General features: G+C 62.4%; 17 protein-coding genes, 1 tRNA gene and 2 pseudogenes. 13 read left to right on the plus strand and 7 right to left on the minus strand.

The genetic code is table 11. From position 1 onward, the window contains the following. Nucleotides 1-310 precede the first annotated feature (310 nt). Nucleotides 311-826, minus strand: a pseudogene (locus ACF8RA_RS25375) (IS5-like element IS2000 family transposase); the annotation flags it as partial. Nucleotides 827-916: 90 nt separating this feature from the next. Between ACF8RA_RS25375 and ACF8RA_RS25380 the strand changes: the two are divergent. The 10 genes and pseudogenes from ACF8RA_RS25380 to ACF8RA_RS25425 form a co-directional block, all read left to right on the plus strand. Further along, a pseudogene (locus tag ACF8RA_RS25380) lies at nt 917-1006 on the plus strand (IS5/IS1182 family transposase); the annotation flags it as partial. Nucleotides 1007-1262: 256 nt separating this feature from the next. After that, a complete protein-coding gene (locus tag ACF8RA_RS25385) occupies nt 1263-2984 on the plus strand; it encodes a tetratricopeptide repeat protein (RefSeq protein WP_176684960.1) in 1722 nt (573 codons plus the stop codon). A 4-nt stretch (nt 2985-2988) separates the two neighbouring features. Continuing rightward, nucleotides 2989-3606, plus strand: a complete 618-nt coding sequence (gene lolB, locus ACF8RA_RS25390) for a lipoprotein insertase outer membrane protein LolB (protein ID WP_176684959.1) — start codon at nt 2989-2991, stop codon at nt 3604-3606. 4 nt (nt 3607-3610) lie between these two features. Further along, nucleotides 3611-4471 carry a 4-(cytidine 5'-diphospho)-2-C-methyl-D-erythritol kinase gene (gene ispE, locus ACF8RA_RS25395; protein ID WP_176684958.1) on the plus strand — a complete coding sequence of 287 codons (861 nt, stop codon included), beginning with the start codon at nt 3611-3613 and terminating at the stop codon, nt 4469-4471. 20 nt (nt 4472-4491) lie between these two features. Continuing rightward, nucleotides 4492-4566, plus strand: a tRNA-Gln gene (locus tag ACF8RA_RS25400). Nucleotides 4567-4614: 48 nt separating this feature from the next. After that, complete coding sequence (locus ACF8RA_RS25405; RefSeq protein WP_003247410.1) at nt 4615-5556, plus strand: ribose-phosphate pyrophosphokinase; 942 nt, start codon at nt 4615-4617, stop codon at nt 5554-5556. Nucleotides 5557-5677: 121 nt separating this feature from the next. Then, nucleotides 5678-6271, plus strand: coding sequence for a 50S ribosomal protein L25/general stress protein Ctc (locus ACF8RA_RS25410; RefSeq protein ID WP_176684957.1), 594 nt, complete (start codon nt 5678-5680; stop codon nt 6269-6271). Between the two features lie 79 nt (nt 6272-6350). After that, on the plus strand, nt 6351-6935 hold the full coding sequence (gene pth, locus ACF8RA_RS25415) for an aminoacyl-tRNA hydrolase (protein ID WP_012270476.1): 585 nt from the start codon (nt 6351-6353) through the stop codon (nt 6933-6935). A gap of 24 nt (nt 6936-6959) precedes the next feature. Continuing rightward, the gene (gene ychF, locus ACF8RA_RS25420; RefSeq protein WP_021784760.1) at nt 6960-8060 is read left to right on the plus strand and encodes a redox-regulated ATPase YchF; all 1101 of its coding nucleotides are present in this window, start codon (nt 6960-6962) and stop codon (nt 8058-8060) included. Between the two features lie 176 nt (nt 8061-8236). Continuing rightward, complete coding sequence (locus tag ACF8RA_RS25425; RefSeq protein ID WP_392519685.1) at nt 8237-9949, plus strand: SulP family inorganic anion transporter; 1713 nt, start codon at nt 8237-8239, stop codon at nt 9947-9949. Nucleotides 9950-9967: 18 nt separating this feature from the next. Here the strand turns inward: ACF8RA_RS25425 and ACF8RA_RS25430 are convergent, their stop codons facing one another. From ACF8RA_RS25430 to ppk2, 6 genes are read right to left on the minus strand one after another with little or no spacing between them, the layout of a single operon-like run. Further along, nucleotides 9968-10990 (minus strand): DUF2955 domain-containing protein, encoded by a 1023-nt coding sequence (locus tag ACF8RA_RS25430; protein ID WP_176684955.1) that lies wholly within the window; start codon nt 10988-10990, stop codon nt 9968-9970. Then, nucleotides 10980-12077 (minus strand): HlyD family secretion protein, encoded by a 1098-nt coding sequence (locus ACF8RA_RS25435; protein WP_176684954.1) that lies wholly within the window; start codon nt 12075-12077, stop codon nt 10980-10982. Before ACF8RA_RS25435 ends, ACF8RA_RS25430 begins: the two co-directional genes overlap by 11 nt. Further along, nucleotides 12074-13588 (minus strand): efflux transporter outer membrane subunit, encoded by a 1515-nt coding sequence (locus tag ACF8RA_RS25440; protein ID WP_176684953.1) that lies wholly within the window; start codon nt 13586-13588, stop codon nt 12074-12076. Before ACF8RA_RS25440 ends, ACF8RA_RS25435 begins: the two co-directional genes overlap by 4 nt. 3 nt (nt 13589-13591) lie before the next feature. After that, on the minus strand, nt 13592-14689 hold the full coding sequence (locus tag ACF8RA_RS25445; RefSeq protein ID WP_176684952.1) for an AI-2E family transporter: 1098 nt from the start codon (nt 14687-14689) through the stop codon (nt 13592-13594). Between the two features lie 40 nt (nt 14690-14729). Continuing rightward, the gene (locus ACF8RA_RS25450) at nt 14730-15926 is read right to left on the minus strand and encodes a monovalent cation:proton antiporter-2 (CPA2) family protein (protein ID WP_209968054.1); all 1197 of its coding nucleotides are present in this window, start codon (nt 15924-15926) and stop codon (nt 14730-14732) included. Between the two features lie 36 nt (nt 15927-15962). Beyond that, complete coding sequence (gene ppk2, locus ACF8RA_RS25455) at nt 15963-16781, minus strand: polyphosphate kinase 2 (protein WP_176684950.1); 819 nt, start codon at nt 16779-16781, stop codon at nt 15963-15965. 195 nt (nt 16782-16976) lie between these two features. Between ppk2 and ACF8RA_RS25460 the strand changes: the two genes are divergently transcribed. From ACF8RA_RS25460 to ACF8RA_RS25470, 3 genes are all read left to right on the plus strand, one after another. Further along, the gene (locus ACF8RA_RS25460; protein WP_176684949.1) at nt 16977-17366 is read left to right on the plus strand and encodes a nuclear transport factor 2 family protein; all 390 of its coding nucleotides are present in this window, start codon (nt 16977-16979) and stop codon (nt 17364-17366) included. A gap of 92 nt (nt 17367-17458) precedes the next feature. Next, the gene (locus tag ACF8RA_RS25465; protein WP_392519686.1) at nt 17459-18958 is read left to right on the plus strand and encodes a purine-cytosine permease family protein; all 1500 of its coding nucleotides are present in this window, start codon (nt 17459-17461) and stop codon (nt 18956-18958) included. Between the two features lie 13 nt (nt 18959-18971). After that, complete coding sequence (locus ACF8RA_RS25470) at nt 18972-20402, plus strand: aldehyde dehydrogenase family protein (protein ID WP_176684948.1); 1431 nt, start codon at nt 18972-18974, stop codon at nt 20400-20402. Nucleotides 20403-20660 lie beyond the last annotated feature (258 nt).

Consider the following 20660-nt stretch of genomic DNA (forward strand, 5'->3'; position numbering starts at 1 on the left):
TTACACCGGCTGCCACTGGGGCCGTAAGCAGGTAACGCCCCAACTCGTCCTGAAGCCAATACTCAACCTCAGTTTCGACAGCACTTTAGGGAATAACGATGCGTCATCGGACGGTTTGCTCTCGCTCATCTTCTCCATACTCACCTGCCATCATCATGGGATGACTTTTCCTCGGTCGCTCACCACCGCACCTTTTGGATGCAGCAGCACCGGGTGGTTTGAAGCCTGCTCCTGCAAGCCGACTTCGGAAGGCCTACTTCCATCTTCGGTACAGCATCACAGGTCATACGACCTGTGTTCGTGACACACAGTACTGGTTGCCCTTCTTCGTTTGATGCATTTCAGGATCGCGCTTGCCTTCCTTGTTCTTGGTCGAACTGGGCGCGTGGATGATGGTCGCATCGACAATGGTGCCCTGGCGCAACGACAGGCCCTTGTCTTGCAGGTAATTGTTGATGGTTTCCAGAATGCCGGCTGCCAACTGATGCTTCTCCAGCAGGTGCCGGAAGTTCATGATCGTCGTGTCTTCGGGGATCGGAGCGCTGAGCGTCAGACGAGCGAACTGGCGCATCGAAGTGATCTCGTACAGCGCCTCTTCCATGGCGGGATCGCTCAAAGAGAACCAATTCTGCAGCAGGTGAATGCGCAGCATGGTTTCCAGAGGATAAGGCTTGCGGCCACCGCCAGCCTTTGGGTAGTGAGGCTCGATCAACGCCACCAGTCCACTCCACGGAACCACCTGTTCCATCTCGGCCAGGAAACGCTCGCGACGGGTTTGCTTGCGCTTGCCGGCGTACTCGAAATCGGAAAAACTCATCTGACTCATGGGATGGCGGACTTGTAGAAGGCAGTTGGACGGAGGGCTATTTCAGCACAGGTCAGATGGCCTGTGCTGACTTGATCGGAGAATCCCTAGCGGGCGGCCGCATCGCGCTTCGACAAGCTCAAGCGGAATTATGAAAGCGCAGTGGCCATGGCCTGCGCCTTTCTTTGGCTACCCATGTGAAACGGGAACAGCCCCTAACTCCGCACATTACGCTTCTCATGGCGCTTGTGCTCTCCCATTTCCTGCTTCCAGGGACGTAAAATATACAGGCAGGGGTTGGGTCATTGCGTCAGAAGCCCCCTCGAACCTCTCCCCCACCCCGCTGTCCTACTTAGCACCACCCAGCCTGTAAACCACGACCTTCGCAGGTGGGTTTGCCCCCGCGCTTGTGTCATCATGCTCCGACCGCCGGTGAGTCCTCCTATAAGCCTTTTCTATGAACAAACCATACGCATTGCTGCTTGCCTTCGCCCTGCTCCAGGGCTGCCAGAGCCTGGCCCCGCAAAAGGCCGAGCCTCCCGTCGCCGAAGCTGGCAAGGGCGAGGCGGAAAAGCCCGTCGTGTATGGCTCGTTCAAGCAGGACACACTCTATAGCCTGTTGGTGGCAGAGCTGGCCGGCCAGCGCAACCGTTTCGACATTGCCCTGGCCAACTACACCGATCAGGCGGCAAAAACCCAGGACCCCGGGGTTTCCGAGCGCGCCTACCGCATTGCCGAGTACCTCGGCGCCGACGAGCCGTCACTGGAGAATGCGCTGGTCTGGGCGCGCAACGATCCGCAGAACCTCGACGCCCAGCGCGCCGCCGCCATTCAGCTGGCCCGCGCCGGTCGCTATGACGAGTCCATGACCTACATGGAAAAGGTACTGCAGGGCCAGGGCGACACCCACTTCGACTTCCTCGCCCTGTCCGCAGCGGAAACTGACTCGGGCACCCGCGACGGCCTGCTACAAAGTTTCGAACGCCTGCTGGTGAAATACCCCGACAACAGCCAGCTGATATTCGGCAAGGCCCTGCTGCTGAACCAGGACGGCAAGACCGAAGAAGCCTTGGAACTGCTCGAGTCGCACCCGCCACAAAACGGCGAGGTCGCCCCGATCCTGCTGCGCGCCCGTCTGCTGCAGGCCTTGGACCGTGGTCCGGAGGCACTGCCACTGCTGCGCGGTGCAATTCGCGACAACCCGGACGACAAACGCCTGCGCCTGACCTACGCTCGCACCCTGGTCGAACAGGACCGTATCGCCGATGCCAAAGGCGAGTTCATCAGCCTGGTCCAGCAATACCCCGATGATGACGAATTGCGCTACTCGCTGGCGCTGGTGTGCCTGGAGAACAAAGACTGGGATGAAGCCGAAGGCTACTTGCAGGAGCTGGTCGAGCGCGACAGCTACGTTGACGCCGCGCACCTGAACCTGGGCCGCATCCACGAGGAGCGCCACGACCCGGTTGGCGCTCTGCGTGAATACGCCCTGGTCGGCCCAGGCCCGGACTACCTGCCGGCACAGCTGCGCCAGGCCGACATCCTGATCGCCAACGGCCGCGGCAGCGATGCCTCGCGCCTGCTCGCCGAAGCGCGCGAAGCCCAGCCAGACTACGCCATTCAGCTATTCCTGATCGAATCGGAAAGCTACAGCAACAACAACAAGGACGCCCAGGCCAACCAGGTGCTGCAGCAAGCCATCAAACGCTACCCGGACGACCTTAACCTGCTTTACACCCGCGCCATGCTGGCCGAGAAGCGCAACGATCTGACGCAAATGGAAAAAGACCTGCGCGCCATCATCGCCCGCGAGCCAGAAAACGCAATGGCCCTGAACGCCTTGGGCTACACCCTGGCCGACCGCACCACCCGCTATGCCGAAGCCAAAGCGCTGATCGACAAGGCCCACCAACTGACCCCCGATGACCCGGCAGTGCTCGACAGCCTGGGTTGGGTCAACTATCGCCTGGGCAACCTCGAGGTAGCTGAAACCTACCTGCGCCAGGCCTTTGCCAACTTCCCCGACCACGAAGTGGCCGCCCACCTGGGCGAAGTGCTGTGGGCCAACGGCAAGCGCCGCGAAGCTCGCCATGTATGGGCCAAAGGCTTCGAAGCCCAGGCCGATAGCCCTATCCTGCGCAAGACCCTCTTGCGCCTGACCGGATCCGAGACTCTTTAACGCCATGTTCCTGCGCCATTGCATCACCTTTTCCTTGATCGCCCTGCTGGCCGGCTGTGCCGGCTTCGGTAGCCGCGAGGCCCTGCAAGGCCACGGCGACCCGCAGCAGTGGCGCGCCCACAAAGAGCAGTTGAGCAGCCTCGATGGCTGGCAGATCAACGGCAAGGTCGGCATCCGCGCCCCGCGCGATTCCGGCAGCGGTACGCTGTTCTGGCTGCAACGTCAGGACTACTACGACATTCGCCTGGCCGGCCCGCTGGGGCGGGGCGCCGCACGCCTGACCGGCCGCCCGGGTGGCGTCGTACTGGAAGTGGCCAATCAGGGCCGCTACGAAGCCGCCAGCCCTGAAGCATTGCTGGAAGAGCAACTGGGCTGGCAACTGCCGGTTTCGCACCTGGTCTGGTGGGTCCGCGGCCTGCCCGCCCCCGACAGCAAGAGCAAGCTGACCCTGGACGGCGACAGCCGTCTGGCCAGCCTGGACCAGGATGGCTGGCAGGTGAAGTACCTGAGCTATACCGAACAGAACGGCTACTGGTTGCCCGAGCGCCTGAAGCTGCACGGCAAGGACCTGGACGTGACCCTGGTGGTCAAGGACTGGCAGCCACGCCAGCTGGGGCACTGATCTCATGCACAAGCTCACCCTGCCCGCCCCGGCCAAGCTCAACCTGTGGCTGCACATCATCGGCCGCCGCGCGGATGGCTACCACGAGCTGGAAACGGTGTTCCAGTTTCTCGACCACGGCGACGAACTGAGCTTCGCCCTGCGTGACGATGGCGTGATCCACTTGCACTCCGAGATCGAGGCAGTCCCCCACGACAGCAACCTGATCGTGCGGGCCGCGCGCATGCTGCAAGCACAATCGGGCACCACACTCGGCGCCGACATCTGGCTGAACAAGGTACTGCCCATGGGCGGAGGTATCGGCGGCGGCAGCTCGGACGCCGCGACCACCCTGCTGGCCCTCGCCCACCTGTGGCAACTGGACTGGGACGAAGACCGCTTGGCCGCACTGGGTCTGAGCCTGGGCGCCGATGTGCCGGTGTTCGTACGCGGCCACGCGGCGTTCGCGCAAGGTGTAGGGGAGCAACTGACCCCGGTCGACCCGATCGAACCCTGGTATGTCGTGCTGGTGCCGCAAGTGTCTGTCAGTACAGTAGAAATTTTTTCACATCCGCAGTTGACACGTGATTCACTCCCCCTTAAGATGCGCCCCGTTCCCGAGGGAAACAGTCGAAATGACTGCCAACCGGTGGTAGAGCAGAATTACCCGGAAGTTCGCAATGCGTTGAATTCACTGGGAAAATTCACTGAGGCTCGACTAACCGGCACTGGAAGTTGTGTGTTTGGGGCCTTCCCAAGCAAAGCCGAAGCTGATAAAGTTCTGGCCCTTCTTTCAGCGACCCAAACAGGGTTTGTGGCGAAAGGAAGCAATGTTTCGATGTTGCATCGCAAGCTGCAAAGTCTGGTCAAGAAGTCGAGCGCATGAGCGTTCGCAGCAACAGATACAGGGGCGTCGCCAAGCGGTAAGGCAGCAGGTTTTGATCCTGCCATGCGTTGGTTCGAATCCAGCCGCCCCTGCCATTTTCCTTATACTCATCCAGGTATACCCTCAGCCTTCAGGTACTGCGCGTGTCCAAGATGATGGTCTTTACGGGGAACGCTAACCCCGATCTGGCTCGGCGTGTCGTACGTCAGCTGCATATCCCTCTCGGTGACGTCTCTGTCGGTAAATTCTCCGACGGCGAGATCAGTACTGAGATCAATGAAAATGTTCGCGGTAAAGACGTTTTCATTATTCAGCCGACCTGCGCCCCGACCAACGATAACCTGATGGAACTGGTAGTGATGGCCGACGCCTTCCGCCGCTCCTCAGCATCCCGAATCACCGCCGTGATTCCCTACTTCGGATATGCCCGCCAGGACCGCCGTCCGCGTTCGGCACGTGTAGCCATCAGCGCCAAAGTCGTTGCTGACATGCTCACTGTCGTAGGTATCGACCGTGTACTCACCGTTGACCTGCACGCTGACCAGATCCAAGGCTTCTTCGATATCCCCGTCGACAACATCTACGGCTCGCCCGTACTGGTTGACGACATCGAAGACCAGCGTTTCGAGAACCTGATGATCGTTTCCCCGGACATCGGTGGTGTCGTGCGCGCACGCGCTGTCGCCAAGTCCCTGGGCGTCGATCTGGGTATCATCGACAAACGCCGCGAGAAGGCTAACCACTCCGAGGTTATGCACATCATCGGCGACGTCGAAGGGCGCACCTGCATCCTGGTAGACGACATGGTCGACACCGCCGGCACCCTGTGCCACGCGGCCAAAGCCCTGAAAGAGCACGGCGCTGCCAAGGTTTACGCCTACTGCACGCACCCTGTTTTGTCGGGCCGCGCGATCGAGAACATCGAGAAGTCGGTACTGGACGAGCTGGTGGTGACCAACACCGTTCCGCTGTCCGCCGCTGCTCAAGCCTGTGATCGTATCCGCCAGCTGGATATCGCACCGGTTGTCGCTGAAGCGGTACGCCGCATCAGCAACGAAGAATCGATCAGCGCGATGTTCCGCTAAGCGGAACACACGCTGACGAAAAGCGCCCCGCCCCAACACTGGTTGTTGGGGCGGGGCTTTTTTGCCATCCCCGCTGGCGCTGGTCGCAAACGCCCTCGGGGGGCTATTTTGGAGAAACAAAATGACCGAATTCACCCTGAACGCTCAAGCGCGTACTGACCTGGGGAAAGGTGCGAGCCGCCGCCTGCGTCACTCCGCCAACATCCCAGCCGTTGTCTACGGTGGTAACAAGGACGCTCAGTCCCTGACCATCCTGGCCAAGGAAATCACCAAGCTGTTCGACAACGAGGCTGCCTTCAGCCACGTTCTGGAACTGAACGTCGACGGCGCCAAGCAAAACGTCATCGTCAAGGCCCTGCAGCGCCACCCGGCCAAAGGCTTCATCATGCACGCCGACTTCGTTCGCGTCGTTGCTGGCCAGAAACTGACCGCCAAGGTTCCGGTTCACTTCATCAACGAAGAAGCCCCGGCCAAGAAAGGCGGCGAGATCTCCCACGTTGAGTCCGAGATCGAAGTTTCCTGCGAAGCCAAAGACCTGCCTGAGTTCATCGAAGTTGACCTGGCCAACGCCGAAGTCGGCACCATCATCCACCTGTCGGACCTGAAAGCTCCGAAAGGCGTAGAGTTCGTCGCTCTGGCCCACGGTGATGACAAAGCTGTTGCCAACGTTCACGCTCCACGCGTTGCTCCAGAAGCAGAAGGCGCTGCCGAGTAATCCACTCGCACGCCGGCGTTGATCGGGTTACAGTGCCGCGCGCACTGTAACCCACCAACTCCAAGGAAGAGCCCCTGACGTGACCGCCATCCAGTTGATCGTCGGCCTGGGTAACCCCGGCCCCGAATACGAACAGACCCGGCATAACGCAGGGGCTCTTTTCGTTGAACGCATTGCCAGCGCCCAGCGTGTTTCGCTGACCGCTGACAAAAAATATTTCGGCCTGACGGCTAAATTCAGCCATCAGGGCAACGACGTTCGTTTGTTGATCCCCACCACCTACATGAACCGCAGCGGCCAGTCCGTAGCGGCCTTGGCCAATTTCTTCCGCATCAAGCCGGAAGCGATACTGGTGGCACACGACGAACTCGATCTGCCCCCGGGCGTTGCCAAGCTCAAGCGCGGCGGCGGCCATGGTGGGCACAACGGCCTGCGCGACATCATCGCGCAGCTCGGCAACCAGAACGATTTCCACCGCCTGCGGCTTGGCATCGGCCACCCGGGTGACGCCAAACTGGTCTCCAACTTCGTCCTGGGCCGCGCGCCGCGCGCCGAGCAGGAGAAGCTCGACGCCAGCATCGATTTTGCCCTCGGCGTGCTGCCGGACGTGCTTGCCGGCGATTTCGCCAAGGCGATGCGCGAGCTGCACAGCCAGAAGGCCTGATTTCCTTTAGAGAGGGGAATACCCATGGGTTTCAATTGCGGCATCGTCGGCCTGCCCAACGTCGGCAAGTCCACCCTGTTCAACGCCCTGACCAAGTCTGGCATCGCGGCGGAGAATTTCCCCTTCTGCACCATCGAGCCAAACAGCGGCATCGTGCCTATGCCCGACGCGCGCCTGGCTGCACTGGCTGAAATCGTCAAGCCAAACCGCATCCTGCCGACCACCATGGAATTCGTCGACATCGCCGGCCTGGTTGCCGGTGCCTCGAAAGGCGAAGGCCTTGGCAACAAGTTCCTCGCCAACATCCGCGAGACCGATGCCATTGCCCATGTGGTGCGCTGCTTCGAAGACGAGAACGTGATCCACGTTTCCAACAGCGTCGACCCCAAGCGTGACATCGAGATCATCGACCTCGAACTGATCTTCGCCGACCTCGACAGCTGCGAAAAGCAACTGCAGAAGGTAGCCCGCAACGCCAAGGGCGGCGACAAGGAAGCCTTGGCGCAAAAGGCCATTCTGGAAAAGCTGATCCCGCACTTCACCGAAGGCAAGCCCGCGCGCAGCCTGATGAAGCACATGGCTGACGACGAAAAGGCCGTCATCCGTGGCTTCCACCTGCTGACCAGCAAGCCGGTGATGTACATCGCCAACGTGGCCGAAGACGGCTTCGACAACAACCCGCACCTGGACGTGGTCAAGGCCATTGCCGAGGAAGAAGGCGCGGTAGTGGTGCCGGTGTGCAACAAGATCGAAGCAGAAATCGCCGAGCTGGAAGACGGTGAAGAGAAGGACATGTTCCTCGAGGCCCTGGGCCTGGAAGAGCCTGGCCTGAACCGCGTGATCCGTGCCGGTTACGAGCTGCTGAACCTGCAGACCTACTTCACTGCCGGCGTGCAGGAAGTACGCGCCTGGACCGTACGCGTCGGTGCCACTGCCCCGCAGGCAGCCGGCGTTATCCACACCGACTTCGAAAAAGGCTTCATCCGCGCTGAAGTGGTGGCCTATGACGACTTCATCCAGTTCAAGGGTGAAGCCGGTGCCAAGGAAGCCGGTAAGTGGCGCCTGGAGGGCAAGGATTACATCGTCAAAGACGGCGACGTGATGCACTTCCGCTTTAACGTCTAAGCGGTAGCCTGCAGCACACACAAACCCCTTGAGGCTTGCGCCTCAAGGGGTTTTGTTTTGCCCAGGCATGCGTGTCCTTTGCAGGGGCGGCCTTGTGTCGCGCAGGGCCGCAAAGCGGCCCCCGCCTCCAGCATCTAAGCTGAGGTTCAGCGCCCTTCTCGCCCAGAGCCGACACCATGCCCCAACCCACTCGTCCAGACTGGCAACGCTGGTTACCCGGCCTGGCCACCCTGCTCCACTACAAGGCGGCCTGGCTACCCAAAGATATCGCCGCCGGCCTGGTGCTCACCACCATGCTGGTGCCTGTGGGCATCGCCTACGCCGAGGCTTCCGGCGTCCCCGGCATCTATGGCCTGTACGCCACCATCATCCCCCTGTTGGCCTATGCCCTGTTCGGCCCCAGCCGCATCCTGGTGCTGGGCCCGGACTCGGCGCTGGCCGCGCCTATCCTGGCTGTGGTGGTGCAATACGCGGCCAGCGACCCGCAGCAGGCGATCGCCATCGCCAGCATGATGGCCCTGGTCGCCGGGGCGTTCTGTGTGATTGCCGGGCTGCTGCGCCTGGGCTTTATCACCGAGTTGCTGTCCAAGCCCATCCGCTATGGATACATGAACGGCATCGCCCTGACCGTATTGATCAGCCAGTTGCCCAAGCTGTTCGGCATCAAAGTCGACAGCGAAGGGCCCTTGCGCGACCTTTGGTACTTGGGCCAGGCGCTGTTCGCCGGCCAAGGGCACTGGCCAAGCTTCATCGTGGGTGCCGGTAGCCTGGGGCTGATTCTGCTGCTCAAACCGTTCAAGCGCCTGCCGGGCATCCTGATCGCCGTGGTACTGGCGACGCTGGCAGTGAGCCTGTTCAACCTTGATCAGGTGGGCGTCAAGGTACTCGGGCAATTGCCCCAGGGCCTGCCCAGCTTCGTCTTCCCCTGGGTAAGCGACATCGACCTGATAGAAGTGTTACTGGGCGGGATTGCAGTAGCGCTGGTGTCGTTCGCCGACACCAGTGTGCTGTCACGCTCCTATGCTGCACGCCTCAAGATGCGGGTAAACCCCAACCAGGAAATGTTCGGCCTGGGCGTCGCCAACCTGGCCTCGGGGCTGTTTCAGGGAATCCCGATCAGCAGCAGTTCATCGCGCACCCCCGTGGCTGAAGCCGCCGGCTCGCAAACCCAGCTCACCGGCATCATCGGCGCGCTGGCGGTGACCCTGTTGCTGCTGGTAGCCCCCGATCTGATGCAACACCTGCCCAACAGTGCTTTGGCTGCGGTGGTCATTGCCGCAGCACTGGGGCTGTTCGAGTTTGCTGACCTCAAGCGTATCTTCCGCATGCAGCAGTGGGAGTTCTGGCTGTCGTTCACCTGCTTTGTCGGCGTGGCGGTGTTCGGCGCCATTCCCGGTATCGGCATTGCTGTGGCGGTGTCGGTAATCGAGTTCCTGTGGGACGGCTGGCGGCCGCACTACGCGGTGCTCGGCCGGGCCGATGGGCTGCGCGGATACCATGACATACAGCGTTATCCACAAGCCCGGCGTATTCCAGGGCTGGTGCTGCTGCGCTGGGACGCGCCGTTGTTCTTTGCCAACGCCGAACAATTCCAGAACACGGTGATGGCGGCGGTGGACGCGTCGCCAACGCCTGTGCAGCGGGTAGTGATTGCCGCTGAGCCCGTGACCAGCATCGATATCACTTCAGCGGACATGCTGGCCGAGCTGGACCGGGCACTGGAAGCGCGAGGGGTGGAGCTGCAGTTTGCCGAAATGAAGGACCCGGTGAAGGACAAGATGCGGCAGTTCGAGTTGTTCGAGCCTATAGGGGAGAAGGCCTTTCATCCGACGGTGGGCGCAGCGGTGGATGCCTATCTGGAAGAGAGTGGGGTTGATTGGCAACCCTGAGCTTCCTGGGGGCCGGGCTTAACCGCTAAGAAGCCCGCGCCGACTCCGAAGCCGGTCAATCCAGATCAACATGCCGCTGGCGTACACCGATACCGCCAGAAACAGCGCCATACGCACCGCAAACGCCTTGTACACATCCTGCCCAGCAGCACTGTCCTGCACCGACTGCCCCAGCAAGATCAGCATGGTCGTCAGGCAACTGACCCAGTATGCCGGGCTCTGCCGGCTCAGCACCGCCTGGTACAGGCGCCGCGCCTGCCAGAGGGCGAACAGCAGTACCCACAAGAAGAACATCCACAGGTGAACGAACAGGCTCAGCGCTACCCATAGCGCTATTGCCAACACCCCGGCAAGCAAGGTTGAACCGATCAGCTCTCGGCTCGCGTGCCGCGCGCGGGTTTCGCCTGCTTGTTGCCCCACACTCACGGCCTTCATGATCAACGGCATGTACTGGTCAGGGGCGATCAATGCCAGCAGAAAGGCTGGCATCACGATCAACGTGGCACGCAGCGCCACCCAACTGACATGCTCGCTGCCCAGCAGCGGCGGCACCGGCTGTGCTGGCGCATTGGCAGGTTCGGGGAACAACGAATGCGCCACTGACGTGCCCAGCACTGCCAGCAGCATGCCTTTGGCCAGCGCTTCGACCACCGACAGTGCCAGGGTGAAGTCACTGGTACCGGCAGCGGCGATCATGGTCAGGCCGATCACCAGCAGGTTGGCCAGCAAGCCGTTGCCGCCCTTCAGCGCATAGCGCAAGGTCAGGAAAACACCCACCCCGACCAGTAACACCCCGGCCAGCGGAGCATGGCGCAACAGCGGAATCAGCAGCAAACCGCTGCCGCATGCGAGCAGCACCAGTAACGCCAGGGCCGGTGCTGCACGCAGGGGCAATGGCTGACTGCGCATGGCCAGCAACAGCACCGCAAACACCGGCGCCAGGATCGGCACCGGCAAGCCGATACCAAAGCTCACCGCCAGGCACAGCGCCACGCCCCAGGCCAGGCGCAGTGCGCGCAGGCGGCGCAATTCAATAGGCATACGACAGCCAGCTCATCAGCCACATGAACAACCGGCCCAGCAGGTTCATTGGGTTACCTTCGCTAGGCAGGGCCATGACCTCGGCCTGACCACCGACCCGCAGCACGGTCTTGTCCTGAAGCTGGTCGCGCTCCAGCTCGACAATCACCGGGAAGCGCTGCGCCGAACGCAGCCACTCGCGGCTGTTCTTCACGGTCGGCAGCGTACCCGGCGGCGTGCTCTGGCCCACGCTAACGCCGTAGCCAATGCTGCGTATGCGCCCCTTCAACACGGTGCCAGGTAGCGCATCGAGCACCACCAGCACCGGGGTTTCAGGGCGCAAGCGACCGAGGTTGTTCTCGGTCATGTCGGCACTTATCCACACGTCATGGATACTGATCAGGGTCATCATCGGGCTGCCCGCCCCGACATAATGGCCAACGTCTGTGCGCAGATCGGTGATCAGCCCGTTCGCGTCAGCCCGCACCACGGTACGGGCAAGGTCCAGGCGCGCCTTTTCCACATTGGCCGCAGCACTGCGCAGTTGGGCGTTGTCATCCTGTGCCCCGCCCTGCTGCTCACGGGCGCGCTCTACCTCGGCGCGGGCCGCCGCCACTTGGCTGATGGCCTGGTCGCGGTTGGCCTGGGCGCCTTCCAGGCGGCGCACCGACACCGTACCGGGGTCTTCGTCAATCAGCCGTTTAAGGCGCTCGGCGTCCTGCCGCGCCTTGCGCTCATTGGCCTGGGCTGCCACCAGCGCTGCCTGTGCCGAATCGATGCCGGCGGTACTGGCGCCGATCTGCCGGCGCACGGCATCGAGGTCGGCTTCGGCTCGGGCCAGGGCAATGCGGTACTGCTCCTGATCGAGTTCGAACAGCACATCACCCTGGCGCACCTCCTGGTTATTGCCTACGGCCACACGCTTGATCTGCCCGGCCACTTCCGCGGCCACCGGGACTACGTAAGCCTGCAGGCGAGCTTGCTGGGTGTACGGCGTATAGCGGTCAGCCAGCAAGTACCAGAGCAGGCTGACGGCAATCAGCAGCAGCACCCAGCGCATGCCGCGATCCGGGGCTGACGGGGGCGGCGTTGGCGTGGCGTCGCTCATTCGGTTTCACCCTGTGAATGCGCGGTGGGGGCTGGCTCGTCGAGCAACTCGCCCCAGTCGGTGCGTTGCTGCATTTGCCGGCGGGTGGCCGGGTCGATCGGCGCGCGGCTGGCATCCCAACCACCACCCAGAGCCTTGTACAAAGTCACCAGGCTGCTGACCGCGTTGCCACGGCTGACCAGGTAACCGTCCTGTTGCTGCAACAGCAGTTGCTGAGCATCGAGCACCCGCTGAAAATCGGCGAAGCCTTCGCGATACTGCGAGCTGGCCAGATTCAGCGAGCGCTGCGCAGCCTGAGAGGCCTGCTCGCGAATGGTTGCACTCTGCAGCGAGCGCACCAGCCCGCTGGCAGCATCGTCGGCCTCACGGGCGGCTTCGCGCACGCCCTGCTGGTACAGCTCGATCAGTTGCTGCAAGCGGGCATCCTCCACGCGTACGGTGTTCTTGCGCCGGCCATAGTCGAACGGGTTCCAGATCAGGCTTGGGCCAGCAGCCAGGTCGAAGGTGTCGGGCAGATGATTGGCCGATAAAAAGGTCCAGCCGATACTGCCGAGCAAGCTCAGCTGTGGATAAAGATCGGCCTCGGCCACCCCGACCAGTGCCGACTGCGCTGCCACTGCCTGCTCGGCGGCGCGGATGTCCGGGCGGCGCTGCAGCAGGCTGGCAGGTACATCCTGCAACACTGCCCGGTCAGGCAAGGGCAGCTGGCCATGGCCGACCGCCAGCTGCGGCAGGGGCCCGGGCGGGCGGCCGAGCAGCGAGCACAGCACATTGCGCAGGGCATTGAGCTGGTTCTCGAACTCGGGAATGGTGGCCAGGGTCGCCAGATATTGAGTACGCGCCTGCTGCCAGTCGAGCTCGTCATTTTCGCCGTGGCGGAACAACCGCTCAGTGATCTCCAGGCTACGCGCCTGACGCTTGGCGTTCTCTTGCGCGATAGCCAGCCGCGCTTCGGCGGTACGCAGGGCAAAGTAGGTGTCGGCCACTTGCGCACGCAGCAGCAGCATGGCGTCGGCGTAGTTGGCCTGGGAGGCGAAGTAGGCGGCGTCGGCGCTTTCGATGGCGCGACTGAAGCGGCCCCAGAAGTCAATTTCCCAGCCGATGTCGAATCCCACGCTGGATTGCCAGAACACTGAATCACGGGCCGAAGGCGTACCAGACTGATTCTGCTTCAGGTACAGGCTCTGCGCACTCAGTTGCTGCAGCTGCGGATAACGCCCGGTCTGCACGATGGCCAACTGGGCACGGGCTTCAGCGATACGCAGGCCAGCCACGCGCAGGTTGGTGTTGTTGGTATCGGCTTCGGCTATCAGCGCATCCAGCGTCGGGTCGGCAAACACCGCCCACCACTGGCGCAGGTCGGGGGCCGCCGCGCTGTGCCCTGCCTGCTCCAGCATTGGCGTGCTCCAGCCGTCCAGCCACGGCGCTTGGGGCTTCTCGAAATCCGGACCAACCTGAGTGCAACCAGCCAGCACCATCAGCAGCCCCAGGCCATAGCAGCGGTTGGGCATGGCTCAAGCGGCGGGTGGTGCCGGTTGCTCCGGCACCTGCAGCGCAACCCATTGCCAGAACAGCACGTACGCCACGCCGAGGATTACCGGGCCTATGAACAAGCCGATGATGCCTTTGACCACCATGCCGCCCAATGCCCCGATCAGTACCACCGGCATCGGTACATCAACCCCGCGCCCCAGCAGCAGCGGCTTGAGCACATTGTCGGCAAGGCCGGCGACGAAGGTGTAGATGGCAAAAATGATGGTCGCCACGGTAAAACCTTCGACGTTGAACATATAGATGATCACCGGCACGGTAACCAGCGTCGCCGGGGCCTGTGCAATGCCCAGCATGAGGATGGCGATGGCCAGCATCCCGGCACCGGGAACTCCTTTGACGACAAAACCGACACCGATCAGCAACATCTGGATGAAGGCAATGCCGATCACCCCTTGCGCCACCGCGCGAATGGTGGCGGTGCACAGCTTGGCCAAGGGTTTACCGCGCTCTTCGCCTGATACCCGCATGGCGATACGCTGCGCAGCGATTTCACCGCGATCACCGAAGGCCATGATGACCCCGGAAATAATGATTGCGCCGATGAACAGCAGGAAGGCCCCACCGGCGCTGGCAGCAGCGCCCAGCACCGTTAGCCCGGCCCCCTTGATCTGGGGCATCCACTGGTTCAGCACACTGGCCATGTTTTCGGAGGCCGCCAACCACAGCGCATGCACCTTCGGCCCGATCAGTGGCCAGGTCGCCACCGAATCAGGCGGGACCGGCACGCTCCAGGCGCCGCTCTTGAGTAGCGTCACCAGGCTGTCCACCGATTCGCCGATGGACATCACCACCAGGTAGATAGGCACCAGCAGCACTACCAGAACCAATAGCACCAACAGCGTCGCCGCATAACCTTGCCTGAACCCGGTGCGGCGCTGGATGCGGCAATGCAATGGGTACAAGGTGACCGCCAGAATCACCGCCCACAGCATCAACTCCAGGAACGGCTGGAACACCTGAAAGGCGAAGGTCACCAAGACTGCCACCAGGCCTGCCTTGATGAGCACATCGAGCAAGCCCCGCGAAAGGGCGCTGTCCAGCCTGGAACTCGACTGCATGATTCACCTCCCGATATTCAATGCGCCAGCAAGGCGCAATTCACTGGCCCGTTTCAGGGGATGCCTGAGCAGGGCTGTCATCGCGCATCTGCCGCGCCAGGGCCATCATGACCAAGGGCACCACCGCCATCGACAGGGTGATGGCCAGCACCAGCAGGTCGTGTACCTGCGGGGTGAGTACCTGGTGCTCCAGCGCCAGCTTGAACACCACGAAGGCGAACTCGCCCCCCGAAGCCAGCACCACGCCCAGGCAGAGCGCCTGGGCCTTGTTGAGCCCACCCATCGTGCGCCCCAGGCCATACAACAAGGGCAGCTTGATAGCGACCAGCAGCAACGTCAGGCCCAACACCATCAGCGGCATGCCGAACAGCAAGCGCAGGTCGGCACTCATACCTACGCCAACGAAGAACAATCCCAGCAGCAGGCCTTTGATAGGCTCGATCTGGGTTTCCAGTTCGTGGCGAAACGGCGACTCAGCCATCAGTACGCCGGCCAGGAAGGCCCCCAGCGCCATTGACACACCCACATGCTCCATCAACCAAGCGGTGCCGAGCACGACCAGCAAGGCCGTGGCGGTCGATAGTTCAGGCAGGCCCGAACCCACCGTCCACTTGAATATCGGGGTCAGCAGATAGCGGCCAAAAACAATCAGCACACCAATGCCGACAACCACAGCCAACAAGGGCCAGGCACCTTCGTCAGCGGTGCTGACATCGCCACCGAGCAACGGCACCACTGCAATCAAGGGAATGGCGGCAATGTCCTGGAACAGCAGGATGGCCACGGCCAGGCGGCCATGAGGTTTGCCCAGGTCCTTGCGCTCGGCCAGTACCTGCAAGCCAAAGGCGGTGGACGACAGCGCCAGGCCCAGGCCCAGGACGATGGCGGCAGGTTTCGATTGGTCGAACAGCCAGAATGCCAGTAGCCCAAGCAGTACGGCGGTCAGCCCCACTTGCAGACTGCCGACGCCAAATAGCGCCCGGCGCATGGTCCACAGACGCTTTGGGGACAGCTCCAGGCCAATCACGAACAACAGCATGACCACGCCCATTTCCGACAGCCGCGCCACGTTGTCCGGATTGCCAAGCAGGCCAAACACCGACGGACCAATCAGGATACCCGCCAACAGGTATCCCGGTACTGCGCCCATTTTCAGACGCTGCGCCAGCGGTACCAGAAGCACCACAGCCAAAAGGAATACCACCGTCGCCTGCAACAGGCTGCCGTCATGTGGCATGAACTCGTACCTTCGCAGCTCCCGGCAGGGAGGGGTTCAGAAGCGTTCTTCGACGAACTTGAACGGGTAGGCGACAGCCTTGTACTTGCCGATCTTGCCGCGTTTGGGCAGCTTCACGTGCTGGTCGCGGGTTATGTCCTTGTAGGGAATACGGCTGAGCAGATGGCTGATGATATTCAACCGGGCGCGACGCTTGTCGTTGGAATTGGCCACGAACCATGGTGCCCAAGCGGTATCCGAGGCCTGGAACATATCGTCACGCGCTTGGGTGTAGTCATCCCAGCGGGTATACGACTTGAGGTCCATCGGCGATAACTTCCACAGCTTGCGGCCGTCGTTGATGCGATCCTGCAGGCGCCGGGTCTGCTCATCGGCGCTGACTTCAAGCCAGTACTTGATGAGGATGATCCCCGAATCGACCATGACCCTCTCGAACACAGGTACACCGGTCAGAAACTTGTCCACTTGCTCGCCAGAGCAGAAGCCCATTACCCGCTCAACGCCCGCACGGTTGTACCAACTGCGGTCGAAGATCACCACTTCACCTGCCGCTGGCAGATGGCCCAGGTAGCGCTGCAAGTACATTTGGGTCTTTTCCCGCTCGGTCGGTGCGGGCAGCGCCACTACACGAAACACCCGCGGGCTGACACGCTCGGTAATGGCCTTGATGGTACCGCCCTTGCCGGCGCCATCGCGGCCTTCGAAGACAATGCATACCTTCAGGCCCTTGGCCACCACCCACTCCTGCAGCTTCACCAGCTCTACATGCAGGTTCTTGAGCGCTTTTTCGTAGGCCTTGCCGCCCAACTTTTCTGGTTGCTCCTGGGAGCGCTTCTTCCTGGACGGCTTCGACATGACACTCTCCTGAAGGCGAATGAAGAGTCAGTATGGTCGATTAATGCCAGTTTGCCGCTTCGCTTGCAGATTGATGGGGGCTGCCATCACTTCACAAATTTCTGAACTGATTATTTGCCGCCAGCGATTTTTCCCCTCGCCAACCGCCACCAGAATCGCTTCACCACAATCACAATAAACCGTGAGGCCACTCCCGTGGACCAGACACTTCAAGTGCGGCAAGCCGCCGCCGACCTCGTCGCGGCGTTCGCCAGCAACGACACCGCCCGCTATTTCGCCTGCTTCAGCGAAGACGCCACCTTTCTATTCCACACCTTGGCGCATCCGCTGCTGTCGCGTCGCGCCTATGAAGAGCTCTGGGCCCAGTGGCAGGCCGAGGACTTTGCCGTGCTTGCCTGCGAGTCGGGGAACGCCCACGTAAGCCTGCACGGCGACGTGGCTATTTTCATGCACGATGTGGCCACGCGTATCCGCATCAGCGGTGAAGAGCACCCATTGAGCGAGCGCGAGACCATTGTCTTCCGCCGCCATGGTGACCAGTGGCTGGCCTGCCACGAGCACCTGTCGGTCGTAACACCGGCCTGATCACACTTTACGCGGCGCTGCCGCCCTGCCATCGCACCCACAAAAAGGCCCGCGCACTGCGCTGGCTACAACAACCGCGCTGGAGCATCACCATGAGCCATTCGACCGGTATCGAGACCAACGGCGTCGAACAGATCCCCGCCGATCAACGCGACGCCTCCCCGCTAGACCTGTTCCGCCTGATCTTCGGCGGTGCCAATACCTTCGCTACCGCCGTACTGGGCAGCTTCCCGGTGCTTTTCGGGTTGTCATTCCAGGCCGGTGTGTGGGCGATTCTGCTCGGCGTTGGCATCGGCGCGCTGATCCTTGCACCGATGGGGCTGTTCGGCGCGCTTAACGGCACCAACAACGCCGTTTCATCGGGTGCGCACTTTGGTGTACACGGGCGCATCGTCGGCTCGTTCCTGTCGCTGCTCACGGCGGTGGCGTTTTTCTCGCTCTCGGTGTGGAGCTCGGGCGATGCATTGGTCGGTGGTGCCAAGCGCCTGGCCGGCCTGCCAGAGACCGACCTGACCCTGGGCCTGGCCTACGGCTTGTTCGCGGTGCTGGTATTGGTGGTATGCATCTTTGGCTTCCGCTTCATGCTGTGGGTCAACAAGATTGCCGTTTGGGCCTCGAGCCTGCTGTTCCTGCTGGGCATCGTCGCGTTTGCCGGGCCCTTCGATGCGGGCTACGCAGGCAGCGTCAACCTTGGCCAGGCGGGTTTCTGGGCTGCGTTCGTGGGCGCGGCGATCCTGGCCATGAGCAACCCTGTGTCGTTCGGTGCGTTTTTGGGTGACTGGTCACGCTATATCCCGCGTGAAACACCCAAGGCGCGCATCATGCTGGCCGTGATCGCGGCACAGGGGGCGACGCTGATTCCGTTCCTGTTCGGTCTGTGTACGGCCACCCTGGTAGCCACCCAGGCACCGGACTACATTGCCGCCAACAACTATGTCGGCGGCCTGCTGGCAGTTGCACCTAGCTGGTTCTTCCTGCCGGTGTGCCTGATTGCGGTGATTGGCGGCATGTCCACCGGCACCACTGCGCTGTATGGCACCGGCCTGGACATGTCCAGCGTGTTCCCCCGCTTGCTCAGCCGTGCCGGCGCCACGCTGCTGATTGGCGTGCTGGCGATCGGCTTCATCTTCATTGGCCGCTTCACCTTCAACCTCGTGCAGAGCGTATCGACCTTTGCCGTACTGATCATTACCTGCACCAGCCCGTGGATGGTGATCATGGTCCTTGGCCTGATTACCCGCCGCGGCTTCTACCACGCTGACGACCTGCAGGTATTCACCCGTGGCCAGCGTGGTGGCCACTACTGGTTCCTGCACGGCTGGAACTGGCGCGGCATGGGGGCGTGGATCCCCAGCGCGGCGGTTGGCCTGTGCTTCGTCAACCTGCCGGGGCAGTTCGTTGGCCCACTGGGTGACCTGGCTGGCGGCATCGACCTGAGCCTGCCGGTCACGCTGGGGCTGGCTGGCGTGCTGTACCTGCTGTTGCTCAACCTGTTCCCTGAACCTGCTGGCGTGTATGGCCCCCTGGGCCCGCGATGGGTGCGTTGCAAAAGCACCGCGCATACGCCTGTGACCACTGCCGAAATGGCCTGACTGGAAACCGACCATGACCACTTCCCACTATATCGCCGGCCATTGGGTCGAAGGCCAAGGCAGCGACTGCATCAGCGTCAACGACCCTGCGCTGGGGCAACCGTTCGCCGAGCTGATGGCCGCCAGCGTGAGCCAGGTCGACCAGGCCGTGGCCGCTGCCCGCAACGCCCTGCCCGCCTGGAAAAGCACCAGCGCCAGCGAACGTGCCGCCTTCCTGCGTGGTTTTGCCGAGCAGCTCGGGCAGCGCCGTGAAGCGCTTGTCAGCGTGCAGATGCGCAATAACGGCAAACCGCGTCACGAAGCGGAAATCGACCTGGATGACGCCATCGCCACCTTTGGCTATTACGCCGAGCTGGCCGAGCAGCTGCCATCGAAAAACCGCTCCGTGCCGCTGGCTGCGCCGGGTTTCACCGCCCGCACCCGCCTTGAACCGGTGGGCGTGGTCGGCCTGATCGTGCCGTGGAACTTCCCGTTGGTGACCAGCGCCTGGAAGCTTGCCCCGGCCCTGGCCGCCGGGTGCACCGTGGTGCTCAAGCCTTCAGAGGTCACGCCGCTGATTGAGCAGGCCTACGGCCAGATCGCCGACGCCTTGGGCCTGCCGGCCGGGGTACTGAACATCATCAACGGCAAGGCCGAGACCGGCGCCGCGCTAAGCAACCACAACGGCCTGGACAAGCTGTCGTTCACAGGTAGCAACAGCGTCGGCAGCCAGGTGATGCGCAGTGCTTCGGCGCAGTGCCGACCAGTGACGCTGGAACTGGGCGGCAAGTCGGCCATCGTTGTGTTCGAGGATTGCGATGTCGACCAAGCGGTGGAATGGATTGTTGCCGGCATCAGCTGGAACGCCGGCCAGATGTGTTCGGCCACATCGCGGCTGCTGGTACAGGACGGCATTGCCGATGCTCTGCTGCCGCGCTTGCAGGCGGCACTGGAAAACTTGCGGGTGGGTAATCCTTTGACCGAAGAGGTCGACATGGGCCCGCTGACCAGCCAGGCGCAGTGGCTGAAGGTGGCCAGTTACTTTGCCACGGCGCGCGAAGAAGGTTTGCAGTGCCTGGCTGGCGGCCATGCACTGGACCGTGAAGGCTGGTTCGTCAGCCCGACGCTGTATACCGATGTGCCGAAAGACAGCCGCCTGTGGACCGAGGAAATCTTTGGCCCAGTGCTCTGCGCACGGCGCTTTACCACCGAGGAGCAGGCCATTGCCGAAGCCAATGACAGCCGCTTTGGGCTGGTCGCCACGGTGTGCTCCGCCGACCTGGAACGCGCCGAGCGCGTGGCCGATGCGCTGGAGGTTGGCCATGTGTGGATCAACTCGGTGCAGGCGGTGTTCGTCGAGACGTCATGGGGTGGCACCAAGGGCAGCGGGATCGGCCGTGAGCTGGGGCCTTGGGGGTTGTCAGCCTATCAGTCGGTCAAGCATGTGACGCGCTGCCTGGGCTGATATCGCAAGGGGCCGCGTTATGGCACCGGCTCTGCCGGTGTTCGCGGGTAAACCCGCTCCTACAGCGGCCTGTGTCCAACCCCCGGTGTGTGTCCACCACCAATCGCTGGTAGGAGCGGGTTTACCCGCGAATACGGTGGCGGCGGCAACAGTGAACGGCGGGGGGAAATTGGCCAGCAGGGCCGGCCTCTTCGCGGGTGAACCCGCTCCTACACGACGGCCTGTGTCCAACCCCCGAGGTGTGTCCACCACCAATCT

It is taken from the genome of Pseudomonas sp. FYR_5 (genome assembly GCF_043106315.1).
Lineage (GTDB): Bacteria > Pseudomonadota > Gammaproteobacteria > Pseudomonadales > Pseudomonadaceae > Aquipseudomonas > Aquipseudomonas putida_Y.

Coding starts and splice junctions, on each gene's coding strand:
- ACF8RA_RS25435 (WP_176684954.1), bottom strand. CDS start 12,077: ATGAGCGACGCCACGCCAACGCCGCCCCCGTCAGCCCCGGATCGCGGC.
- ACF8RA_RS25430 (WP_176684955.1), bottom strand. CDS start 10,990: ATGCCTATTGAATTGCGCCGCCTGCGCGCACTGCGCCTGGCCTGGGGC.
- ppk2 (WP_176684950.1), bottom strand. CDS start 16,781: ATGTCGAAGCCGTCCAGGAAGAAGCGCTCCCAGGAGCAACCAGAAAAG.
- ychF (WP_021784760.1), top strand. CDS start 6,960: ATGGGTTTCAATTGCGGCATCGTCGGCCTGCCCAACGTCGGCAAGTCC.
- ispE (WP_176684958.1), top strand. CDS start 3,611: ATGCACAAGCTCACCCTGCCCGCCCCGGCCAAGCTCAACCTGTGGCTG.
- ACF8RA_RS25465 (WP_392519686.1), top strand. CDS start 17,459: ATGAGCCATTCGACCGGTATCGAGACCAACGGCGTCGAACAGATCCCC.
- ACF8RA_RS25385 (WP_176684960.1), top strand. CDS start 1,263: ATGAACAAACCATACGCATTGCTGCTTGCCTTCGCCCTGCTCCAGGGC.
- ACF8RA_RS25470 (WP_176684948.1), top strand. CDS start 18,972: ATGACCACTTCCCACTATATCGCCGGCCATTGGGTCGAAGGCCAAGGC.
- ACF8RA_RS25445 (WP_176684952.1), bottom strand. CDS start 14,689: ATGCAGTCGAGTTCCAGGCTGGACAGCGCCCTTTCGCGGGGCTTGCTC.
- lolB (WP_176684959.1), top strand. CDS start 2,989: ATGTTCCTGCGCCATTGCATCACCTTTTCCTTGATCGCCCTGCTGGCC.
- ACF8RA_RS25425 (WP_392519685.1), top strand. CDS start 8,237: ATGCCCCAACCCACTCGTCCAGACTGGCAACGCTGGTTACCCGGCCTG.
- ACF8RA_RS25450 (WP_209968054.1), bottom strand. CDS start 15,926: ATGCCACATGACGGCAGCCTGTTGCAGGCGACGGTGGTATTCCTTTTG.
- ACF8RA_RS25440 (WP_176684953.1), bottom strand. CDS start 13,588: ATGCCCAACCGCTGCTATGGCCTGGGGCTGCTGATGGTGCTGGCTGGT.
- ACF8RA_RS25410 (WP_176684957.1), top strand. CDS start 5,678: ATGACCGAATTCACCCTGAACGCTCAAGCGCGTACTGACCTGGGGAAA.